This window comes from Enterococcus sp. 2STP, assembly GCF_032465635.1.
Lineage (GTDB): Bacteria > Bacillota > Bacilli > Lactobacillales > Enterococcaceae > Enterococcus_B > Enterococcus_B lactis.
This window is the reverse complement of sequence record NZ_JAWDJH010000021.1, coordinates 106,327-127,567: the sequence shown is the minus strand read 5'-3', so window position 1 is coordinate 127,567 and position 21,241 is coordinate 106,327. Positions and strand designations below refer to the sequence as shown.

The 21,241-nt window shown below is 39.7% G+C and carries 21 protein-coding genes; 4 read left to right on the top strand and 17 right to left on the bottom strand.

The window, feature by feature from the left end; translation table 11 throughout:
• Window positions 1–89: 89 nt before the first annotated feature.
• Window positions 90–1,442, top strand: coding sequence for a branched-chain amino acid transport system II carrier protein (brnQ, locus tag RWU19_RS09860; protein ID WP_086286335.1), 1,353 nt, complete (start codon window positions 90–92; stop codon window positions 1,440–1,442).
• Window positions 1,443–1,480: 38 nt separating this feature from the next.
• On the opposite strand, the gene RWU19_RS09855 is transcribed toward brnQ, so the two are convergent.
• The 8 genes from RWU19_RS09855 to treR all read right to left on the bottom strand — a co-directional run bounded on the left by RWU19_RS09855 (window position 1,481) and on the right by treR (window position 7,424).
• A complete protein-coding gene (locus tag RWU19_RS09855; protein ID WP_123837531.1) occupies window positions 1,481–2,080 on the bottom strand; it encodes a hypothetical protein in 600 nt (199 codons plus the stop codon).
• 689 nt (window positions 2,081–2,769) lie between these two features.
• Entirely contained in the window at window positions 2,770–3,144 is a 375-nt protein-coding gene (locus tag RWU19_RS09850) for a hypothetical protein (RefSeq protein ID WP_002289815.1), read from the bottom strand.
• 116 nt (window positions 3,145–3,260) lie between these two features.
• The gene (locus tag RWU19_RS09845) at window positions 3,261–3,743 is read right to left on the bottom strand and encodes a low molecular weight protein-tyrosine-phosphatase (RefSeq protein ID WP_002290531.1); all 483 of its coding nucleotides are present in this window, start codon (window positions 3,741–3,743) and stop codon (window positions 3,261–3,263) included.
• Window positions 3,744–3,795: 52 nt separating this feature from the next.
• Entirely contained in the window at window positions 3,796–4,374 is a 579-nt protein-coding gene (locus RWU19_RS09840) for a TetR/AcrR family transcriptional regulator (RefSeq protein WP_002290530.1), read from the bottom strand.
• Between the two features lie 28 nt (window positions 4,375–4,402).
• On the bottom strand, window positions 4,403–5,404 hold the full coding sequence (ruvB, locus tag RWU19_RS09835) for a Holliday junction branch migration DNA helicase RuvB (RefSeq protein WP_002290529.1): 1,002 nt from the start codon (window positions 5,402–5,404) through the stop codon (window positions 4,403–4,405).
• 12 nt (window positions 5,405–5,416) lie between these two features.
• Window positions 5,417–6,019, bottom strand: coding sequence for a Holliday junction branch migration protein RuvA (gene ruvA / locus RWU19_RS09830; RefSeq protein ID WP_002290528.1), 603 nt, complete (start codon window positions 6,017–6,019; stop codon window positions 5,417–5,419).
• Window positions 6,020–6,187: 168 nt separating this feature from the next.
• Window positions 6,188–6,634 (bottom strand): peptide-methionine (R)-S-oxide reductase MsrB, encoded by a 447-nt coding sequence (gene msrB / locus RWU19_RS09825; protein WP_002309788.1) that lies wholly within the window; start codon window positions 6,632–6,634, stop codon window positions 6,188–6,190.
• Window positions 6,635–6,710: 76 nt separating this feature from the next.
• A complete protein-coding gene (treR, locus tag RWU19_RS09820; protein WP_002290526.1) occupies window positions 6,711–7,424 on the bottom strand; it encodes a trehalose operon repressor in 714 nt (237 codons plus the stop codon).
• Window positions 7,425–7,646: 222 nt separating this feature from the next.
• Here treR and treP point away from each other — a divergent pair, with 222 nt between their 5' ends.
• Entirely contained in the window at window positions 7,647–9,635 is a 1,989-nt protein-coding gene (gene treP / locus RWU19_RS09815; RefSeq protein WP_002290525.1) for a PTS system trehalose-specific EIIBC component, read from the top strand.
• 84 nt (window positions 9,636–9,719) lie between these two features.
• On the opposite strand, the gene RWU19_RS09810 is transcribed toward treP, so the two are convergent.
• The 8 genes from RWU19_RS09810 to RWU19_RS09775 form a co-directional block, all read right to left on the bottom strand.
• A complete protein-coding gene (locus RWU19_RS09810) occupies window positions 9,720–10,280 on the bottom strand; it encodes a Maf family protein (protein WP_002290524.1) in 561 nt (186 codons plus the stop codon).
• A gap of 20 nt (window positions 10,281–10,300) precedes the next feature.
• Window positions 10,301–12,409: a DNA mismatch repair endonuclease MutL gene (gene mutL / locus RWU19_RS09805; protein ID WP_123837530.1), complete on the bottom strand. Its 2,109-nt coding sequence runs from the start codon at window positions 12,407–12,409 to the stop codon at window positions 10,301–10,303.
• Between the two features lie 17 nt (window positions 12,410–12,426).
• Complete coding sequence (gene mutS / locus RWU19_RS09800; RefSeq protein WP_123837529.1) at window positions 12,427–15,072, bottom strand: DNA mismatch repair protein MutS; 2,646 nt, start codon at window positions 15,070–15,072, stop codon at window positions 12,427–12,429.
• Window positions 15,056–15,472: a YlbF family regulator gene (locus tag RWU19_RS09795; RefSeq protein ID WP_050558407.1), complete on the bottom strand. Its 417-nt coding sequence runs from the start codon at window positions 15,470–15,472 to the stop codon at window positions 15,056–15,058. Before RWU19_RS09795 ends, mutS begins: the two co-directional genes overlap by 17 nt.
• Entirely contained in the window at window positions 15,447–16,244 is a 798-nt protein-coding gene (locus tag RWU19_RS09790) for a TIGR00282 family metallophosphoesterase (RefSeq protein ID WP_123837528.1), read from the bottom strand. Before RWU19_RS09790 ends, RWU19_RS09795 begins: the two co-directional genes overlap by 26 nt.
• A 286-nt stretch (window positions 16,245–16,530) precedes the next feature.
• Window positions 16,531–17,304, bottom strand: a complete 774-nt coding sequence (locus RWU19_RS09785; protein WP_123837527.1) for an HAD family hydrolase — start codon at window positions 17,302–17,304, stop codon at window positions 16,531–16,533.
• A gap of 19 nt (window positions 17,305–17,323) precedes the next feature.
• Window positions 17,324–17,959 carry a DNA alkylation repair protein gene (locus RWU19_RS09780; protein WP_123837526.1) on the bottom strand — a complete coding sequence of 212 codons (636 nt, stop codon included), beginning with the start codon at window positions 17,957–17,959 and terminating at the stop codon, window positions 17,324–17,326.
• 28 nt (window positions 17,960–17,987) lie between these two features.
• The gene (locus RWU19_RS09775) at window positions 17,988–18,839 is read right to left on the bottom strand and encodes a formate/nitrite transporter family protein (RefSeq protein WP_002316577.1); all 852 of its coding nucleotides are present in this window, start codon (window positions 18,837–18,839) and stop codon (window positions 17,988–17,990) included.
• Between the two features lie 261 nt (window positions 18,840–19,100).
• Here RWU19_RS09775 and rpsD point away from each other — a divergent pair, with 261 nt between their 5' ends.
• Both rpsD and RWU19_RS09765 read left to right on the top strand, forming a co-directional pair.
• Complete coding sequence (gene rpsD / locus RWU19_RS09770) at window positions 19,101–19,712, top strand: 30S ribosomal protein S4 (protein WP_002294265.1); 612 nt, start codon at window positions 19,101–19,103, stop codon at window positions 19,710–19,712.
• A gap of 138 nt (window positions 19,713–19,850) precedes the next feature.
• Entirely contained in the window at window positions 19,851–20,390 is a 540-nt protein-coding gene (locus tag RWU19_RS09765) for a biotin transporter BioY (RefSeq protein WP_002315542.1), read from the top strand.
• A gap of 74 nt (window positions 20,391–20,464) precedes the next feature.
• Here RWU19_RS09765 and RWU19_RS09760 read toward each other — a convergent pair whose 3' ends face one another.
• Window positions 20,465–20,974 (bottom strand): QueT transporter family protein, encoded by a 510-nt coding sequence (locus RWU19_RS09760; protein ID WP_002290510.1) that lies wholly within the window; start codon window positions 20,972–20,974, stop codon window positions 20,465–20,467.
• Window positions 20,975–21,241 lie beyond the last annotated feature (267 nt).

Genomic DNA, 21,241 nt, shown 5'->3' with positions numbered 1-21,241 from the left:
ACCATCGTTTTATATAGGAAATTTTCTGAAAATTGTTGCATATTTTTCGAAATTTTGTTACTTTTAAAAAAACCGTAAAGGAGTTATGTATGACAAAAAAATTATCATTTAAAGACTATCTTTTTATAGGCTCCATGCTTTTCGGTCTATTTTTTGGTGCTGGAAATCTTATCTTTCCCGTTCATTTGGGTCAAGAAGCAGGCGCTGCTACCTTTTGGGCGAATCTAGGTTTCTTGGTTACCGGTATCGGTCTTCCCTTCTTAGGGGTGATTGCCATTGGTGTATCGAAAAGCTCAGGTGTATATGAATTAGCAAAACGGATAAATCAAACATATGCGATGGTTTTTACCATCTTGCTTTACTTAGTTATCGGACCGTTTTTTGCTTTACCTCGCCTTGCGACCACATCTTTCGAGATTGGTTTAGCACCATTTATCGATCCTAGCAGACAGACGCTATATCTAGCAATTTTCAGTATTGTATTTTTTGTGCTGGCTTGGTGGTTTTCAAGAAAACCGACAAAGATATTAGATTATGTTGGAAAATTCCTGAATCCTGCATTTTTGGTTTTATTAGGGGCATTGCTCCTCCTTGCTTTTTTGAATCCATTAGGCTCTGTCAATCAAGCGCCTATTCAGCCAAATTACCAAGACCATGCTTTTTTCACAGGATTTACTCAAGGATATAACACATTAGATGCGCTTGCTGCTTTAGCATTTGGGATCATCATCGTTACGACGATTCAAAACATGGGTGTAACAAAACCTGCTGAAATTGCTAAAGACACGATCAAATCTGGTGCGATCAGCATTATATTGATGGGAATCATTTATACTTTGCTCGCTTATTTAGGTGCTATGAGCTTAGGTAGCTTTGCTCTAAGTGAAAACGGCGGAATCACGCTGGCTCAGATTGCTGATCATTATTTAGGCACTTATGGAAGTATCTTATTAGCATTCATCGTTATATTAGCTTGTTTGAAGACTGGTATTGGTTTGATTACAGCTTTTGCAGAAACATTCACGGATTTGTTCCCGCAAAGAAATTACGCCTTTTTTGTTGCACTTGCCAGTATCCTTCCCTGTTTAGCGGCAAATGTAGGGTTGACGAATATCATTCAATTTTCGTTGCCTGTTTTGATGTTCATCTATCCATTAGCAATGACATTGATTCTGTTAGTGTTGGTTGGTCCTTTGTTTAAGCAGCGTACAGCTGTTTATCGGATGACTACCTATTTTACATTGATTGCTTCGATTTTTGATGGGTTGAATGCCTGCCCAGAATCTATCAAGCAAACCCCTATCGTTCAAAATCTTTTACATGTTGCGGAAAGCTACTTGCCGTTTTTCAAATTGGGGATGGGATGGATCGTGCCAGCAGTTATCGGTTTTATTATCGGCCTAATTTGGAGTTTCGCTAAGAAAGAAGAAGTAGCGGATTGATAAAAAAGGGGGAGCCGCCAAGGGCGGCTCCTCTTTCTTCAATCCAATACCAATATAGCATCGAAAACAGTAAATCGCTTTCTTTTTTCGTCATACACTGACCACACATAAGCACCATCCCAATAACGACCATTATTATAATAATTCGTAAATTCATTGTTCCAAAGGTAAATATGCAGATGATCTTTATCTGGGAAAAGACGATCATTCAACTGGTTAAATTCTTCTTCCGTTCCTGCCGCTCCTTGAGGCGCATCAAGAAAAGAAGTCCGATAGATACCATCCTCAGCCCAGAATGATTCAGGCATGATTCTTTTCGCCCTCATCATTTCTTTATTCACATAAATAGGATACTCTTTCATCTTGTCAAAAAATCGGATATCCGTATAGTTGATTTTTTCTTCTCTGAATTCGTAAAGTTTTTGTGCATATATTTTTTTAGAAACTACGAGAAGCCTTTCGCTAATCCGCCATGACCTGGCAACACACAATCTATTTGAGTAATTGAAAAATTCTAAAACTGCCTCCTGATGACTAGTTAGCCCGTCATACTCTTCTTCCTTGAAAAAAGCATACCGTAACACGGTCCAATCACGCTCCAAATAAAAATCAATACTTTCTTTTTCTAATAGTTCCATCTTCTCTCTCCTTGTGTTCTTCTAACGGCACTCCTGATACACCAACAAATCTAACCCTTTCATCTGCCACGTCAATACATGTTTCTCTCGAATTTTATCTATCCATTTTTATTTTATCGCAACTATCAAGACTTCTATTCCTATTATTTCTTTTTGGAGAAAAGATAGTTCTTAACTCATGGGAATCGCTGGATTTGTAAAAAAAGGTTGTGAAATCAGCGCCTTGGCTTAAGTATTAGAAAAGCAAAACAGCAAAATATAAGGAGCTATTTTACCATTTTTTGAACTAATACCAAAGGGTAGCTGATTGCACAACGTATCTTTTTATAGTATAAAATTTTAGACAAATACATGATATAAAAATAAATTTCGCAAAAAAACTTAACAACTTTCGAAAACTTTCGTCACAAAATATTCACAACTAATGACTATTATATAAGCATACCAACAAACAACCCTAACAACACTTTTTCATTTTTAACTCCTTATCCTGCTAGCTCCCCGGCTAGCAGGACCTTTTTTTATCAAAAAAACTTGTCCCATACAATCGATTCAACTAATCAACCGAATGCTGTGATACTCATCGTAAAACGTTTCGTTTTATCGGTATCCGCTTAAAGCATTCGGTTATTTTTGATTAGTAATGATTGATGGTACAAGCTCATACGTGCTTTTCTATCTGGTATAAATTATTTTGATAACCGTTCCTGTTCTCCTGCTGGCGAAAGGATTGTTATTTTTTCAATTTGTTCTACGGGAACCATGCGGATCTGCTGCTCTTCGTTTTGTAGGCGGATCATTACTCGGTCTTTTTCGACCGTTTTTGTCGCCACCCAACCTGAGATCGTTTCATACTTGCTACTCAAACGATTCGCTCTTACTTGTAAGATAACTAGACTATGTTCAGTCGCAGCTTTTTGCAGCTCAAGAATAAACTTTCCTTGCAATCGTACATTCTTAGCATGTTCTTCAGTGTCATTTACAAAAGAATCAAAAAGTTGATACGAGGTATGAGTAACTAACTTCGTAAGCTTCTTCATTGGTGATACTGTCTCTTCGTTCATCGAATGCACTCCTCCTTTAGCTAAGAAAGTGTTACTTAATTAATCTTATTTTACCTAACATTTTACAAAAAAACAAGGAAATGCTCTAACGTCTCTAAAAAAAGAAAGCGCTAATTTTAGAAACTGTTTGTTATTTTATTTTCATCCATCCAAATGTTCCACCAATGATCTAACCCTTCTGTGATCAATTGATATGTCTCATCAAAGTTATTGGTATAGTATGGATCGGGAACATTTTCTTTTTCTTTTCCAGGGATGCTACTTAAAAACAAATGGATTTTTTCCTGTGCTGAGCGTGGTGCTCTTCTTTTCAGTTCTTCTACATTTTCTTGATCCATGCCAATGATCCAATCAAAAGTTTCAAAATCGTGGGGTGTGATTTGACGAGCAACCATATTCGTCATATCCACATTTTCTTGGTTCAATATTTTTTTCGTTCCAGGGTGCGGTGTCTTTCCAACTTCATACGTACTTGTAGCAGCAGAATCCACAAAAAATTCTGCTTCCTTTCCTTCTGATGCTATTCGTTTCTTCAACAAGCCTTCTGCCATTGGTGAACGGCAAATATTTCCCAAACAAACAAATAAAATTTTTGTCATTTTCCCATCTCCTTTTAACGATCATGGCTTTTTCAACGAAAGATTATTTCTATTACTGTTCTTCCAACTCTTCTTTTGCATAAAGACGATAAGAGTATAATTCCGTATCCTTGGCTAAACGGAAAAGCTGCATAGCGATTTCCATCGGTGTTTCTTCATATTCATTCGTGATCCAATTGACTAACACGCCGCTGCAACCGTAAGAAAAAAAACGAGCATAAAATAGTTTATCTTTTGCAGAAAGCTGTCTTTCTTCATCCATTTGCTCAAAAATCTTGATAAAAGATTTTTGGATTAGTTGAGAAAATTCTTTTTGTAAAATTTCTTGGTCAGAAAGCACAGTATTTGCGTAAAACTCTTTCTTTTCAGCAATTGCTTTCAGCATTTTCAATGCTTGCTCTTCCCAATTATCAAGAGTAAGACATTGCGGGTCTAAATAATGCAAGGCATCCTCACAATAGACCCAACGAAGCAAATCGTATTTATCTGTAAAATGATAATAAAATGTTTGACGATTGATTTTTGCTTCATTTGCGATTTTTTGGACGCTGATTTTTCGAAAAGATTGTGTTTGGCACAAATCAATCAATACGTTTTTGATCAATTGTTTCGTACGTGTTGTATCACTCATTCATTTTCCTCCAATCTAAAAGCAAAAATCACATATGATAGTCGTAGCCGAAATGTTCATAAGCATAAGCCGTAGCCATTCGCCCTCTAGGTGTACGCTTTAAAAATCCTTTTTGGATCAAGTACGGTTCATACATATCTTCGACTGTTTCTCGTTCTTCTCCTATATTTACGGAAAGCGTGCTTAATCCTACGGGTCCGCCGCCATATAATTCGATCATCGTCCGTAACAATTTCTGGTCAACATAATCCAAACCAGCTTGATCGACTTGTAGCAAAGTAAGCGCCTGATCTGCTATAGGACGATCGATTTTCCCGTCTCCTTGAACTTGCGCAAAATCACGAACCCGTTTGAGTAAGCGATTCGCGATTCTAGGCGTTCCTCGCGATCGGCGAGCAATTTCCAATGCCCCTTCTTCAATGATCTCTGTTTGAAAAATATCCGAAGAACGTAAAACAATCTCCTGCAGTTCCTGTTCGTCATAATATTCCATATGTGAAATGATGCCAAATCGATCGCGTAAAGGTGCAGAAAGCATACCTGCTCGTGTCGTCGCCCCAATCAAAGTAAAGGGAGGAAGAGGGAAATGGACCGGATGTGCGGTTGGTCCTTGTCCTACCATGATGTCTACATAAAAATCTTCCATGGCCGAATAAAGCATCTCTTCTACTACTCTAGGCAATCGATGGATCTCATCGATAAATAGGACATCCCCTGCTTCCAGTTCATTCAAGATCGCTACTAAATCACCCGGACGTTCGATAGCGGGGCCGCTTGTCGTACGAATGTTCACAGTCATCTCATTAGCAATGACCATAGCCATCGTCGTTTTCCCTAATCCAGGAGGCCCATACAACAGAACATGATCTAATGGTTCTTCCCGATTTCTGGCAGCTTCGATGTAGATCTGAAGTTCTTGTTTGACTTTTCTCTGCCCGATATACTGAGAAAGCAACTGCGGACGAAGAGATTTTTCCAAACTCAGTTCATTTTCGCCAGTTTCTGGTGATAACAAGTATTCATCTGTCATTTGGTCTCCTCCTTATTTTTTCATCATCAGCTTGAGTGCTTGGCGTAAATACTCATCTGTTGTCTGATTATCGACTTCTTTTAATTGTTTTTCTACACGTTTGATTTCTCTATCACTGTAACCAAGAGCTGAGAGAGCCTCCATTGCTTCAGATAGAGCGGTAGCGTCTTTTGTATTTGCTTCATCGAATAGACTGAAGGGCGTATCGATACTCAGCTCACCAAATTTTCCTTTTAGATCCAAGATCATTTGTTGCGCCGTCTTCTTCCCTACCCCTGGAAATTTTGTCAAATAAGTGACATCACTGGATTCCACTGCTTGGATCAAACCGGAGTGGTCTTCACTTGCCATGATCGCAAGAGCACTTTTTGGACCGATTCCTGAAACACTGACTAATCGCAAAAACAGTTGTTTTTCTTCTAAAGAATCAAATCCATACAAAAGATGCGCATCTTCGCGGATCACCTGATGGACATAAATTTTTATTTTTTGATTTAGTTTGCTGCTGTAGCGGTAAGGATTTCCTAATGCGATCTGGTAGCCGATACCATTGGTTTCTACTACTATGTAATAGGGGTTGATAAAGGTAACCACACCTGTCAGATATTCATACATATTCTAGTCCTCTTTCTTTTGCACACATACGTTCCCTTTATTGTAGCACATTTCACCTTGTGAAAAAAGGAGTCTGGGGAGCGTTTCTTTCAAATAGCAATCGCTTGAATAAAAAAGAGCGGACGATCGAGTGAATCCCCGTATTGTACCGCTCTTTTTGTATTTTCATTATTCTACCAGTGATTTGTATTCGCCATAACCGAGTTCATCCATCTTTTCATAGGGAATGAATTTTAGTGAGGCAGAATTGATGCAGTAACGCAGACCGCCTTTATCTACTGGGCCATCGGTAAATACATGCCCGAGATGAGAGTTTGCTTCTTTGCTTCGAACTTCTATTCGATGCATGCCATGAGAAAAATCGGCTTTTTCGCGTACTTGTCTTTTCGCTATTGGTTTGCTGAATGATGGCCAGCCACAACCAGCGTCATATTTTTCCGCAGAGCTAAATAACGGTTCGCCGCTGACGATATCGACGTAGATTCCTTTTTCGTAAAAATCATCGTATTTTCCGGTAAATGGACGTTCTGTTGCATTTTCTTGTGTGACTGCATAAGCCATCGGTGATAATTTTTCTTTCAGTTCTTCTTTTTCTGGTCTTGTTGGTTTATCCATTAAAAATGCCCCCTTTGTGATCCTATCATAGCGCCAAAGCAGACAGATGCCAACAATTTGCTTTCTTTCGAATCATTTACACTTTTCGGCGCCGGGCAAACTCAACGAAACGGAATTTATCTAATCGGTGTACCGACTCAGAATACTCAAAACAGCGGGTATCTTCCAAATGAACAAGACTTCTGACGACTACTGCGTAAGTGTCATCGTGAAGATCCATCGTTGTTTTCATGATATCTGTTACTTCTTCTACTGTGATTTCCTTTTGTGCGTAAGCAATCGTTAAAGAAAGCTCATTTTCAAAATATTCATAGATCGATCCTTGTGCTTGTACTGGGGTTAAATGAGGAACGATCTCCTTTAATAGATAATCAGTATCTAATATAACCACTTCACCATCGATTTTTCTTTCGCGTATCAAATGCCAGACAGGTGCACCAATCTCCCAGCCAGTAATCTCATTCAGTGCTTTTGTTACTTCTGTTTCTTCTAACGTATGAACGATCGTTTCACTTGGAATACGTTGGGTTTCCTGTAGCTCTTTATAGCTTGTCAGTCCAGAAATAGGAAAATCAAAGCGGTTTCGATCTAGTACGATCGACCCTTTTCCTTGTTTTTTTTGAATATATCCTTCCGTCGTCAAAAGATTCAGTGCTTTTCTAATTGTTTCTCGTGAAACACCGTAGATTTTGATCAATTGGTTCTCACTAGGCAAAAGCGAATGCGGAGGATATTCTTTCGCTAAAATTTTCTGTTCCAAATCTAAAAAAATTTCATTGAACTTGTTCATGTTTTTTCCCTCACTCGTTCTTCCATCATTTCTTCACTATACTACAGCTCTTTTTGTATTTCAATGTTCCTCTTTTTAAGAAAAGCTTATTTTATGCTTTTTAAAACGATATCATTTTTCTGGATGTTTTTGAATAAAACGCTTGCAATTCTTCCTAAAAAAAAGTATAGTAAACGAAGAAGCAACTTGCATAGACAAGTTAAAAGAAAGGGGTTTATTGATATGGCAAAGTATCAAGCAGATGCCGAGAAACTGCTACATGATATCGGCGGAAAAGAAAATATTGCTGCAGTTAGTCATTGTGCAACTCGTATGCGTTTCGTCCTAAATGATCCTGGAAAAGCAGATCAAAAAGCAATCGAAGATATTCCTAGCGTGAAAGGGATGTTCACGAATGCTGGGCAGTTCCAAGTCATCATAGGAAATGATGTTTCTACTTTTTATAACGACTTCGTTGCAGTATCCGGCGTTGAAGGGGTTTCCAAAGAACAAGGAAAAGCAGCAGCAAAACAAAACCTTCATCCCGTACAACGCGCCATTGCCGTCTTGGCAGAAATCTTTACACCACTGATTCCTGCAATTATCGTCGGCGGATTGATCCTTGGGTTCAGAAATGTACTTGAAGGTATCCAGTTTGAAAGTCTTGGTGGAACGATCGTTGAACACTCGCAATTTTGGAATGGCGTCAATGCCTTTTTATGGCTGCCAGGTGAAGCAATTTTCCATTTTCTTCCAGTAGGTATCACTTGGAGTATTGCGAAAAAGATGGGTACTACACAAATATTAGGAATCGTTTTAGGAATTACATTAGTTTCTCCGCAATTATTAAATGCTTATAGTGTAGCTTCCACAGCCGCAGCAGATATTCCATTTTGGGATTTTGGTTTTGCTCAAGTCCAAATGATTGGTTATCAAGCACAAGTTATTCCAGCTATGCTGGCAGGGTTTATGTTAGCGTATCTAGAGATTTTCTTCCGCAAATATATCCCTCAGTCGATCTCAATGATCTTTGTTCCATTGTTTTCATTGTTACCAACTGTTTTAGCTGCTCACGTTATTTTAGGTCCTATCGGCTGGACAGTCGGAAGCTGGATTTCAACTATCGTAAATACCGGGTTGACGTCTTCTATCAGCTGGTTGTTTAGTGCTGTATTCGGGTTCCTGTATGCACCTTTAGTAATTACTGGTCTCCACCATATGACCAATGCGATTGATATGCAGCTGATTGCAGATTTCGGATCAACGAATTTATGGCCGATGATTGCTTTATCAAATATCGCCCAAGGCTCTGCAGTCTTAGCCATCGTCTTCTTGCATCGTGGGAACAAAAAAGAAGAACAAATCTCGATTCCAGCAATGATTTCTTGTTACTTAGGTGTAACTGAACCTGCTATGTTCGGAATCAATTTGAAATACGTCTATCCTTTCGTCGCAGCAATGGTCGGTTCTGGATTAGCTGGCATGTTTGCCAACTTGATGGATGTTCGAGCAAACGCGATCGGAGTAGGTGGTTTACCAGGAATATTAGCCATCCAAGCAGAAACATGGGTACCTTTCATCATCGCAATGATCATCGCTATCATCATTCCATTTGGCTTGACGATCGTCTTTAGACGTCAGGGAATCTTGAATAAGATTGATCCTGCTGTTCCTGAAAATGCTGCTGATGTACAGCTTCAAACAGCGAATGGCGCAACAGCAACACCACAGTCTTTCGAACCTGTTTCAGCAACTGGTACGGCAGTTGCAACAAAAGAAACATTATTCGCAGTGGCTGCTGGGAACATCAAGGAAATTACTGAAGTAAATGACCCAGTTTTCTCACAAAAAATGATGGGTGACGGTTATGCTGTCGAACCGTCAAACGGCAAAGTCTATGCACCAGTAAATGGTAAAGTGACGAGCGTCTTTGAAACAAAACATGCCATTGGTATTCTTTCTGATGAGGGGCTGGAAGTACTTGTTCACATGGGATTAGATACCGTTGAACTAAAAGGCGTTCCTTTCACTGTATTCGTGAAAGAAGGAGATCTTGTCACACCAGAAACTCTGATTGCTGAAATGGATTTGCCAGAAATAGAACAAGCTGGTAAGAAAACTGACATTATTGTTGCTTTAACTAATAACGAAAAAGTTGCTGGTCTATCCCTTGACCAATCAGGACTTGTTCGCCCAGGCGAAGCAGTCGGTAACGCTGAAGTAAAATCTTAATCAGAGTAGATAAGTAATCTTTTCAATAAAAAAGACGGGCTATCATGGATTTTCAATCGAAAATCAGATAGTCCGCTTTTTTGTTTAATTGAATGTTTTCAGTGCCTGATTGACAGCACCAATCGGAAACCCTACGATACTGTAGTAATCTCCAGAAATTTCTTTGACGAATACACTTGCAGCATTTTGGATGCCGTATGCCCCTGCTTTATCCGCATAGTCTCCCGTCTCCAAGTAACGATTGATTTCTTCATCTGTCAGTGGGTAAAAAGTGACATGTGCTTCTGCTAGTATTCGTTCTTCTCGCTCCTTTGTTTTTAAAACAACTGCTGTGTATACAGTATGTGTTTCCCCGCTTAATTTTTTCAACATGACTTCAGCCTCAGCCATATCTTCTGGTTTACCCATGATCTCCTGGTTGAGAACAACAGTCGTGTCGCTAGCAATCACTAAGCTGTCTTTCTTTTCTTTTTGTTCCCAAACAGTTCGTGCTTTTTCTTCAGCCATTCTGCGTACATAATCGACTGGCAGTTCGTCTGGAAATGGCGTTTCATCAATATCAGCAGGTTCGATCTCGAATTCTGAAACGATGTGAGCCAATAACTCTTTTCTTCTTGGTGATTGAGATGCTAGTATAATCTTCATGTTTCCCTCTTCTCTCTGACTTAATGCGGGTCTTGGATCCGTTTGAACATTCTTTCCATATCCGAGTTGGTAAAGTGAATCAATACTGGGCGGCCATGGGGACAATTGAACGGATTTTCGCATTGTGCTAAATCTTTCAGCAGCACACGTGCTTGTGCTTCATTCAAATAATGGTTGGCTTTGATCGATCGTTTACAGCTCATCATGATTGCTGTTGCTTCACGGAATTTTTTTACGCTCACACTTCCTGTCGTCAGTAGCATGTCGATCATCTCGCGAATAATCGATTCTTCTTCACCATTGGGATACCAAGTAGGATGAGCCCGTACAATAAAGCTGTTTTGACCAAATTCTTCTAAATAAATCCCTGCGTCTTCTAGCAAATGCTTTTGCTCTTTTAGTTTCAAAGCATCACTGTTTGGATAGTCCAACACAAATGGAACAAGCAATTCTTGCAGATCATCAGATACTTCCCCAATTTTTTCCCGAAAATATTCATATTTGATACGCTCTTGAGCAGCATGCTGATCGATGATGTACAATCCGTCGCTACTTTGGGCAAAAAGATACGTTCCGTGCATCTGTCCAAAATATTCCAATTGAGGAAAACGTTGAACTGGTTTTTCCGTTTCTAGTTTCTTGATCGCTTGTTCTAATGTTTTGTCGTTTCCTTGAGTGAAATCAAATTCAGGATGGAGTGTCAACTCTTCCTCGTAAATCTGTTCATCCTCTTCCAAGGATATATCTATTTGTTCTTTATTTGTTTCTTCCGTGTTATCCACAGTAGGAATTTCTTTCTTTTCAGATTTTTCCACTGTTTTTTCTACAAAGTTATCAACATTTTCACCAAACTTATCCACCGTTTTCGCTGTTTTTTCTGGATAACTGGTGTTTTCTTCAGAAAAACCAGAAAAGTTTTCAACATTTTCCACAGACTTATCAACAGATCTGTCAACAAATGTGCTCTTTGGTTCTTCTACAAAAAAGGTTCCTGTCTCTCGGTCAAAATTTAAACTACTTGGCTTTTTAGGTTTTTCTTCTTCAAAAGCGTAGGACAAATCGATTTCGATTTGTTCCGTTTTAGGCTGATCTGGTACTTTTTTCTTGAACCGTAGATTATCCGCGGCACTTGGAATCAGGTTTTCTTGGGACAATGCTTTTTGAATGGCGTTACTAATTAGCTCTGTTAGTTCTTTTTCCTTCGACAACCGGACTTCCTGCTTCGTCGGATGGACATTTACATCGACTAAAAGCGGGTCCATCTTGATTTCCAATATAGCAATAGGAAAACGGCCGACCATTAATTTTGATCCATAACCTGCAACGATTGCTTTATTTAAGGAAAAATTCTTGATAAAACGTCCATTGATGATCGTCGATAAGTAATTCCGACTGGCACGAGTCACCTCTGGCAATGAAACATAACCAAATAACTCAAAATCTAGATCTTTTCCTTCGATTTTCAACATTTTTTTAGCGGTAGATAATCCGTAGATTCCCGCAATCGTTTGTTTCAGATCGCCATTTCCAGCAGTTGCCAACATTTTGTTTCCATCATGTACTAAACGAAAAGCGATTGATGGGTGACTTAATGCCAGACGATTGACGATGTCCCCGATGTTCGCTAATTCTGTGTGCAGTGTTTTCACGTACTTCAAGCGGGCTGGCGTATTGAAGAACAGGTTGCTGACGGTAATCTTCGTTCCTTGACGCAGAGGTGCTGGCCGATGCTCCAAAACCTCACCGCCTTTGAGCGAAAGATAAGTACCTTGGTTTTCTTCCTGATTCGCCGTTTCCAGAGTCATTTCAGAAACAGAGGCAATACTTGGCAAAGCTTCCCCTCGAAAGCCCAACGTTCGTATGCGAAAAAGATCGTCGCGATTATGGATCTTACTTGTCGCATGCCGCTTGAAGGCATTCTCTACGTCGTCTGCCAAAATACCTTCTCCGTTATCAATCACTTGGATCGTCCGCAGTCCCGCTTCTTCAACTAAGATATCAATCTGAGTACTACCGGCGTCAATTGCATTTTCCACTAATTCTTTCACGACGGAAGCTGGTCGTTCCACTACTTCTCCCGCAGCGATCTGATTAGCTAAACGTTCAGATAATTCTTGGATTTTGGCCATCGATATCCGCCTTCTTCCTACAGTTGTTTTTGTAATTCATATAATGTGTTTAGTGCATCCATTGGCGTCATTTCTAGTAAATTTATTTGCTTCAGTGATTCAATGACTTCTGTTTCATTTTCGGATAATTCACCGAATAAAGAAAGTTGTTGGTTTTCTTCTTTGACACTGTCTTGTATAGGGTCTTGGTTTACTTTTTCTGCAGGTGGTTTTATTTGCTCCTGTTTGGCTGTTTTAGTCTTTTCTTCTACTTCAGCTGGAACAGTATGGTGTCCGTTATCGCCATTTTCTAGCGTATGCAGGATATCTGCTGCTCGCTCAAGTAGATTGGCAGGCAATCCTGCGATTTTTGCCACATGTATACCGTAGCTTTTATCCGCAGGTCCATCCATCATTTTATGCAAGAAGACAACTTCTCCGTCTTTTTCAACAGCTCCAACATGGACATTTTTAAGCTGCGGAAGTTCTTTTTCAAGTACCGTCAGTTCATGATAATGGGTAGAAAAGAGTGTTTTTGCTTGTACATGACGATGGATATATTCGATGATTGCTTGGGCCAACGCCATTCCGTCATAGGTTGCTGTTCCTCGCCCGAGTTCGTCAAACAAAATCAAACTGTTTGGCGTAGCATAACGCAGGGCTTGATTGGCTTCCATCATCTCTACCATAAAAGTACTTTGTCCAGCAATTAAGTCGTCACTTGCACCAATTCGGGTAAAAATCCGATCAAAAATAGGTAAAACTGCTTGTTTTGCCGGAACGAAACAGCCCATTTGCGCCATCAGAACAGTTAATGCCAACTGGCGCATATACGTACTTTTACCAGACATATTCGGTCCTGTGATCAGCAAGATCATTTCGTCTTCTGCCATTTCTACGCTGTTAGGGATATATTCCTGATGTCCTAATACTTTTTCTACTACAGGATGTCGCCCGTCTTTGATCAGAAGCTGATGCTTGTCACTGACAAGTTCTGGCCGAACATACTGATAGCGTTCGCTGATCGTTGCAAAACTTTGTAGCACATCTGCTGCGCTGATTGCTTTTGCAAGTACTTGTAGCGGCTGGATAGCCTTTTTGACTTCTTCTCTCACAGCTAAAAACAACTGATATTCTAAATCAACAGATTTTTCTTCTGCTTCGAGGATTTGTGTCTCCAATTCTTTTAGTTCTGGTGTGATGAAACGCTCTGCATTTGCTAAGGTTTGTTTTCGTTCATACTTCTCCAGCTCTGCATTTCCAAGATTTGCTTTTGTGATTTCTATATAATAACCGAAAACGCGGTTAAATCCGATTTTTAAGTTCTTGATTCCTGTTTCTTGACGCTCTTTTGCTTCAAGTTCTGCTAGCCACTTCTTTCCGTTTCTCATAGCAGAACGGTACGTATCGAGCTGCTCATTGAAACCATCTTTGATGATGTTTCCTTCCGTTATTTGTAACGGCGGATCATCTTGGATAGCTTGGTCGATCAATTGGACGAGATGGTCCATCGGTTGCATTTCTGAAAGCAGACTTTGCCATTGACCTTGATCGATTCCTTCAATCAACCCTCTGATCATTGGCACTTGTTCTAAAGAAGTTTTCAACTGGATCAAGTCTCGCCCATTGACATTACCGAAAGCTACTCGACCTGCTAGGCGTTCCAGATCATAGACTTTCGTTAATGCTGACTGCAAATCGATACGTTCAAAATAACTGTCTAGCAAAGAAGCGACCATTTCTTGTCTTGCTTTAATTTGTTTTGCCTGGATAAGCGGACGGTCTAGCCATTGTTTTAATAAGCGGCCGCCCATTGCTGTTTTTGTTTCATCTAATAACCATAGAAGAGTGCCGTGCTTTTTCCCAGTCCGAATAGATTGGCTTAATTCTAGGTTGAATTTTGAATAATAATCCATTTTCAAAAAATGATCTGGCTGGTATTCTACTGCTTTTTGGATATGCGCTAAACTCCGCTTTTGTGTTACCGCTAAATAAGTCAATAGTTTGCCGGTTGCTTCTTTTTCCAGCGGATCGACTAGTTCGCTTGTCAAAAAGCTAAATTCCGCGTTTTCTTCCATCTCATTTTGTTGAGAAAAGACTAGCCCTAAACGCCCGCTTAGCTGTTCACGAAGGGTATCAGTGATCTCACTGCCTAATACGAGTTCTTTTGTCTGCAATGCAGAGGCTTCATTTAAAACAGCTTCTTCATCATGCAACCGAGCCGTCTTCAATTCTCCCGTACTTAGATCGGCATAAGCAAAGCCAAATTCATTTCCTTGACTAACTACAGCTGTTAAAAAATTGTTGTCTTTTGCCGACAATCCTTTGCTGTCCATGACTGTACCAGGAGTGACTAGCTGGATCACTTCGCGCTTGACCATCCCTTTAGTCGTCTTTGGATCTTCTACCTGCTCGCAAATCGCTACTTTATAGCCTTTTTCAATCAAGGCATCGATATATCCTTGTGCTGCATGGTGAGGGACACCGCACATAGGAATAGGTTCTTCTGCATTTCGATTTCTGCTCGTCAACGTTAATTCCAAAAGCTGTGATGCCTTGATCGCATCTTCATAAAATAATTCATAAAAGTCTCCTAAACGATAGAACAAAAAAGCATCTTGGTATTGTGCCTTGATGCTTAGATATTGTTCCATCATAGGAGTGTTTTTAGTTTTTTGAGGCATGTTTTTCCTCCTCTATTTGTCCATTGATTTCTTCTTGTATCATCGTTGTTAAATGATGAAGCAGATCATCTGCTTCCAACAGCTGTTTTCTATAAGCTATAACAAGCGGATGCTGATCAAATTCTTTCATGAATTGATCCGCTCGCTTGATTGCTTCTTGTTCTGCTGCTGGTTTGTCATAGTGGGCAAAATGAACAGCTTCTTTTTGCGCTTGTTTGATTTTCTCTCTCAACTCAGCTAAATACTGGTTTTGCTGGATCTTTTCTTCAAGTTCTTTGTAGCGAATGATCGTTTCATTTTCTCTTAAAAGTTTTGTCAGTTTCCTTACTTCTTTTTGAATTTCCGGCTCCTGCTGCAAAAAACTGCCTCTCTTTCTACTCCATGAACGGTCGATCCTCATTGATTTGAATCAGCTGGATTTCTTTTGCATGACCTGTCGTATCATCCAATTCTAAGATACAGCCGCTTAAAATCGATCGGCCTTGTTCGACAACTTCAAAACGTTTTGGTAATGCGGTCAGAAACTTTTCGATCACAGGTTCTCTGCGCATACCCAAAATACCATCATAGGGTCCTGTCATCCCAACGTCTGTCAGATACGCTGTGCCTTTTGGCAAAATTCGCGCATCATTTGTCTGGACATGTGTATGTGTACCGACCACTGCTGAAACTTTCCCATCTAAAAACCAGCCCATCGCTTGTTTTTCACTTGTTGTTTCTCCATGAAAATCTACAAAAATGATTGGCGTACGTTTCCTAGCTTCTTCTACTAGTTCCTTCATTTTACGGAAAGGATCATCCAAGTCCACCATGAAAGAACGAGCTTGCATGTTGATTACTGCCAATTCGATCTGATTCACTTTGACAAAGACCATCCCTTGTCCAGGCGTCCCTTCCGGAAAATTTGCCGGCCGAACCATCTTTTTGGCTTCATTTACAAACTCAAAAATCCCGCGGTTGTCCCACGTATGATTCCCCATCGTCACGACGTCTACACCGTCTTGCAAAAATTTTTTATAGATTTTTTCTGTGATTCCACGTCCAGAAGCGGCATTCTCACCATTTACGATCGTTACTTGCGGACGATACTTCTTCTTCAACCTAGGAAGATATTCAGTAATCATCTCTCGTCCCATTGAACCTACTATATCACCAATAAACAATACCCGCACACTAAATTCCTCTTCTCTTTTAACATCACTCTATATTATAGTTGTTTTCAATAAGAAAGAAAAGGTCAAACAAAAGGAACTCTTTCCTGATATTTCTTAGATTTGAAAAATAAAATAAAGAAATGGGACTGTGGCAAAAATCTTGTCACAGTCCCATTTCCCGAATAAACGTTGTTCCATCTGCTGCTTCTTCAGAAATAAGCCGAAATTTTTCAAAAATTTGAGAAGCAATTTTCATAAATCCCTTCTTATTACTTGATGCAGAACAGCTTTTTCACAACCTCTTTTAAATCACTCTTAACTCTTTCAATGCCTTCCAGATACCATCTTGATCATTTGTATCAGTGACCATCTTGGCTTCTGCTTGTACTTCTGGCACAGCATTCCCCATAGCTATTCCGATTCCTGACATACGCAACATTTCACGGTCATTTTGTCCGTCACCAAAGCTGATAATATCTTCATGCGGGATACCTACTTGTTCTGCTAAGTGTAGGATCGTCGCCGCTTTAGAACCGTTTTGGGGAACGACATCTACACTGTTCTCATGCCAGCGGACAAATCGAATCTTATCATATGAGGAGAATTTTCCATCATAGGTTTGATCGAAAAATGCTAACGCTTGATAGATTTCTTGTTCCTCTGCAAAAAACTGATCTAGTTCAGGCAAGACAGCACCGAAAGAATGCATCGCCTCTTCCATCACCGTTACATCATTGGAAGAAGAACGTTTGATATTGTCTAAGCTGACAAAAGCTGTGTCGATCTGTTCATGATGCGCTTCCTCGACGAATGCATCCAACTGTTCGCGATCTAGTAAGTTCTTATATACTTGTTCATGGTCTAAAAAACCGGCCGCTCCATTACATAAAATGTAGTTCGTAAAATCCAGATCTCGAATGACTTCTTGCGCATGGAACCGGCTCCGCCCTGTAGCAATCGTGACCAGATGACCGGCTTTGCGTAATTTTTCCAATGCTTCTCTCGTGCTATCTAAAGCTTGTTTATTTGAATCTAACAACGTTCCATCAATATCAAAAGCAAATAATTTGCGTCTCATCTCTTGTCGTCTCGCTTTCTTATAAATACTTGCTTGCCTCGCGAACAGCTAACTTGCTCAAATCTGTTGTCAGCTGACTTTTTACCCAAGCGGCATCGGTCTTACTATAATCACGCAATGCCCAACCGATTGCTTTTTGGATAAAGAATTCCTTTGTTTGACGGTCTTCGTCTATTGCTCGGATCAATAGTGCTGTGTCTGTTTGCTGTTTATAACCTAATTGCAACGTGATTGCTATTCGACGCAACCAGAAATCTTCCTTTTTTTCGAACAACTGAAAGACTTCTTTACGTTGCTCTGGATGGGCTTTACACCATGTACTGTACACTTTTCTCCAAGAATCGATGCTGTCCCACCATTCTTTTTTCTGGACTAGTGGTAACAATGCAACTATCTCTTCAAAGGTAAGCCGTTTGATGTTTTTTTGGACTAAATCGATCGCCACATACTGATATTCTCTTTCGATTTGTTCATAATAATAATGAACAAAAGCTAAAACTTCAGAAACAGATAAATGTTTGCTTTCATCCAATAACGGCTGTTGCAAAAGAGCGCGTTCCGGCTTAGGTACCCCAGCAAAAGGAAAAAGATTTTTCATGTACTTTTCCATTTGTAACGCTTTTTCTTCATTTTTTTGAAAAACTAACACTTCCATGGTATTTCCTCCCTTAATGAACGACTTTTTAGTCCACATAGGATGATTTTGATTGATTCAGCCAAGCATAACCCAGTCCCATCACTAAACCGCCACCAATATAATTCCCTGCCAAAGCAAAAAACAAATTATGTAACACATTGCTGGCTGTCATTCCGTCCATCTGTCCATGAGAAGCAAAGTAAGCAAGCGTAAAGGCAGGAAAATTCGCTATCACGTGTTCATATCCTAAAAAAGCAAAAATGAAAATAATGAATACGACCGTGATCACTTTCCCAGCATCCTCTTTCATCCGCATGCTGATCAGTACAGCGGTATTGACAACGATATTCGCAAACATTCCTTCCACCAAAATCGTTGTTGCAGGTTTTGCTAGTTTTACTGCTATTGATTCTAACATAAAGTTGTCCAACGTTAAATCTTGAAATGGCGTAGTCATAGAAATAAGAAATCCACATAACATACCGCCAATCATATTGAAAAAAATACAGGCAAATAGAATCTTGGCTGCCTTACTTAAAGCAAGTCTCTGCCGAAAAACACCCACAGTCATATAAAGCATATTCGATGTTCCTAATTCGGCGTTCATGTATAGAATCATGACCAGACCCCAGCTGAACATAAATGCGTATAAAATCTTTCCTAGACCGTGCGCGATATCTTCCCCCTTCATCGCGATTGCAAATGCCACAGCCGTTCCTAAAGTCAAAAACAAACAGGCAAGAACCGCTCGAACAGCGTAACGTGAAAAGCTGTTTTCAAAAAGGTTCGCCTTCTTTTCAATTGAAGCATCGATTTTCTCAAATAATGGTGATACCGGATTCATTGATTTTCTCCTTAAACTTCCTTCACTTTTTTCCATTTGTACATACCTTCTCATTTTATAAAGAGAGCCTAGGTTTGTAAAGCGTTTTTACGTACTAATTATCTTGACATTCATGGATGATCTATCATATACTGTAGTTTGTGTAAAATAATGCAGCAGAAAAATAATAACTCATCCCTAGTTTGTTGCCCCGTCTCGGGTTCGATTGTGTAACCGCGGCTGCAAAGGTGAAGATTGAAGAACAAACTATATGATTATGAATTTTTCAACGGATTATTTTACTCCAAAAACTTATATTCATTGGAGGAAATTTTAATGTCTCGTTATACAGGACCATCATGGAAAATTTCTCGTCGCTTAGGCATCTCATTGTCAGGCACAGGAAAAGAATTAGCACGTCGCCCTTACGCACCAGGTCAACACGGACCTAACAGCCGTGGCAAACAATCAGAATACGGCATGCAATTAACTGAAAAACAAAAACTTCGTCACATGTACGGAATGAACGAACGTCAATTCCGTAACTTGTTCGTAAAAGCTAGCAAAATCAAAGAAGGTAAACATGGTGTTAACTTCATGATCTTACTAGAACAACGTTTAGACAATGTTGTTTACCGTTTAGGACTTGCAACGACTCGTCGTCAAGCACGTCAATTAGTTAACCATGGTCACATTTTAGTTGATGGCAAACGCGTTGATATCCCTTCATACCACGTAGAAGTGGGTCAAGTGATCTCAGTTCGTGAAAAATCACAAAACATCGTAACAGTAAAAGAAGCTGTAGAAGCAACTGTTGGACGTCCAGCATTCGTAAGCTTTGACGCTGAAAAATTGGAAGGTTCATTGACTCGTTTACCAGAACGTGACGAACTATATCCAGAAATCGACGAAGCTCTTGTCGTTGAATACTACAACCAAAGCCTATAATTTCAAAAGCTTTCTTGAAAAAGACCGCTATCTATTGGATAGTTGGTCTTTTTTTTATTTTCTATTTACAAAGCAATCACTTTGTTTTACAATTTCGTTAACCAAATAAAAATATTAAGTTAACGAAAAGAGGGCATTATGAACCGAACATTGAAAGAATTGATACTGGCTGCGGAATTTGCCGCGATTATTTCTGTCCTTTCTCAGATGACCATTCCTTTTGGTTTGGTTCCTTTGACAGGGCAAACATTTGCTATTGGACTGACAGCCACTTTTCTCGGAAGAAAACTGGGATTGATATCGGTTACAGTTTATCTTTTACTGGGTTTGATCGGTCTTCCTGTATTTTCAGGGATGACTGGAGGCATAGCTGTTTTATTTGGTCCAACTGGCGGATATTTGATTGGATTTCTCTTTCAAACATGGCTAACTGGCTGGATGATCGAAAAAACAGACGCTCATTACTTGTACGCAATCTTTGCCAATCTAATGGGCTCTCTTGCCGCCTTAGTCTGTGGGACGATCTGGCTGAAGATAAGTGGCGATCTTACTTTTACAACTGCATTTGCCAGTGGGCTGCTGCCTTTTTTACTGCCGGAAGCAATCAAAGCAATTGGAGCAGCCTATATCGGTGTCTTGATGAAAAAACGGCTAAATCGATTTCTTCGAACGAATTGAGCAAAAAAGCAGCATGGAAGAAGACTCAACATCCGGTCTCTTCCACGCTGCCTTATTTTAATTTAAACAGATCTTTATTTTGTCAAATCTACTTTTTTACCGATCCAATAAATAATTATCCCACCGACAATCATTGATGCCAATTCTCCTAAAGCAATCACCCACCAATTCAAGAAAAAAGGTAGTTGATATAAAATCGTTAGCTGACCAGCTACTGTAAACATGGAAAAAGCAAATACGCATGCTGTCACAGCCATTTTGATTTTCATGTTTTTGATGCGACTAGTGATTTTATAGTTGATAAGCAATACAATCAGCGTGCTGACGCTTCCTACTACAACATCTATCAGTCCAAGAGGAGAAGCAATATTAGCCAAAGCTACTCCCGCTGTTACCGCGGCGATGTATCTTTTGTTATACAAGGACAGATAGTTGAACATCTCCGAGAGACGAATCTGAATCACTCCAAAACTAAAAACAGACAAAACCAGCGTCACTGCCACATATAAACCAGTGACTAGCGCCATCCGAGTCACATCTGTCGTTGTCCAGCGTTTGGCTGAACGGGTATTATTTTTTTCCATGTTCTATTTCTCCTTTGCAAGATAATTTTATCTTGGTAATGACTGCGACCAAAGGATGGGAAGAAAATTCCAACTGAAGTGCCGCAGAAGGTTGTGAAAAAGCTGCCCTGCAACAAGTAATAAGAATAGTCAAATAAAAATAGCTCCTCCTATTTTTCATTTGGCTGGACTTATTACCGCAGTTGCAAGCTTTTGAACACCGTTTATATCAGAAGGTTGTGAAAAAGCTGTCTGACATCAAATGCCGGGAACAATCATCGACTTTCT

What these genes read in the sequence shown, in the direction of transcription:
- RWU19_RS09785 (WP_123837527.1), bottom strand. Translation starts at nt 17,304, where the DNA reads ATGAGACGCAAATTATTTGCTTTTGATATTGATGGAACGTTGTTAGAT.
- RWU19_RS09775 (WP_002316577.1), bottom strand. Translation starts at nt 18,839, where the DNA reads ATGAGAAGGTATGTACAAATGGAAAAAAGTGAAGGAAGTTTAAGGAGA.
- RWU19_RS09810 (WP_002290524.1), bottom strand. Translation starts at nt 10,280, where the DNA reads ATGAAGATTATACTAGCATCTCAATCACCAAGAAGAAAAGAGTTATTG.
- rpsD (WP_002294265.1), top strand. Translation starts at nt 19,101, where the DNA reads ATGTCTCGTTATACAGGACCATCATGGAAAATTTCTCGTCGCTTAGGC.
- ruvB (WP_002290529.1), bottom strand. Translation starts at nt 5,404, where the DNA reads ATGACAGATGAATACTTGTTATCACCAGAAACTGGCGAAAATGAACTG.
- msrB (WP_002309788.1), bottom strand. Translation starts at nt 6,634, where the DNA reads ATGGATAAACCAACAAGACCAGAAAAAGAAGAACTGAAAGAAAAATTA.
- mutL (WP_123837530.1), bottom strand. Translation starts at nt 12,409, where the DNA reads ATGGCCAAAATCCAAGAATTATCTGAACGTTTAGCTAATCAGATCGCT.
- treR (WP_002290526.1), bottom strand. Translation starts at nt 7,424, where the DNA reads ATGAACAAGTTCAATGAAATTTTTTTAGATTTGGAACAGAAAATTTTA.
- RWU19_RS09765 (WP_002315542.1), top strand. Translation starts at nt 19,851, where the DNA reads ATGAACCGAACATTGAAAGAATTGATACTGGCTGCGGAATTTGCCGCG.
- mutS (WP_123837529.1), bottom strand. Translation starts at nt 15,072, where the DNA reads ATGCCTCAAAAAACTAAAAACACTCCTATGATGGAACAATATCTAAGC.
- RWU19_RS09840 (WP_002290530.1), bottom strand. Translation starts at nt 4,374, where the DNA reads ATGAGTGATACAACACGTACGAAACAATTGATCAAAAACGTATTGATT.
- RWU19_RS09850 (WP_002289815.1), bottom strand. Translation starts at nt 3,144, where the DNA reads ATGAACGAAGAGACAGTATCACCAATGAAGAAGCTTACGAAGTTAGTT.
- RWU19_RS09845 (WP_002290531.1), bottom strand. Translation starts at nt 3,743, where the DNA reads ATGACAAAAATTTTATTTGTTTGTTTGGGAAATATTTGCCGTTCACCA.
- RWU19_RS09795 (WP_050558407.1), bottom strand. Translation starts at nt 15,472, where the DNA reads ATGAGGATCGACCGTTCATGGAGTAGAAAGAGAGGCAGTTTTTTGCAG.
- treP (WP_002290525.1), top strand. Translation starts at nt 7,647, where the DNA reads ATGGCAAAGTATCAAGCAGATGCCGAGAAACTGCTACATGATATCGGC.
- ruvA (WP_002290528.1), bottom strand. Translation starts at nt 6,019, where the DNA reads ATGTATGAATATCTGACAGGTGTGGTTACCTTTATCAACCCCTATTAC.
- RWU19_RS09760 (WP_002290510.1), bottom strand. Translation starts at nt 20,974, where the DNA reads ATGGAAAAAAATAATACCCGTTCAGCCAAACGCTGGACAACGACAGAT.
- RWU19_RS09780 (WP_123837526.1), bottom strand. Translation starts at nt 17,959, where the DNA reads ATGGAAGTGTTAGTTTTTCAAAAAAATGAAGAAAAAGCGTTACAAATG.
- brnQ (WP_086286335.1), top strand. Translation starts at nt 90, where the DNA reads ATGACAAAAAAATTATCATTTAAAGACTATCTTTTTATAGGCTCCATG.
- RWU19_RS09855 (WP_123837531.1), bottom strand. Translation starts at nt 2,080, where the DNA reads ATGGAACTATTAGAAAAAGAAAGTATTGATTTTTATTTGGAGCGTGAT.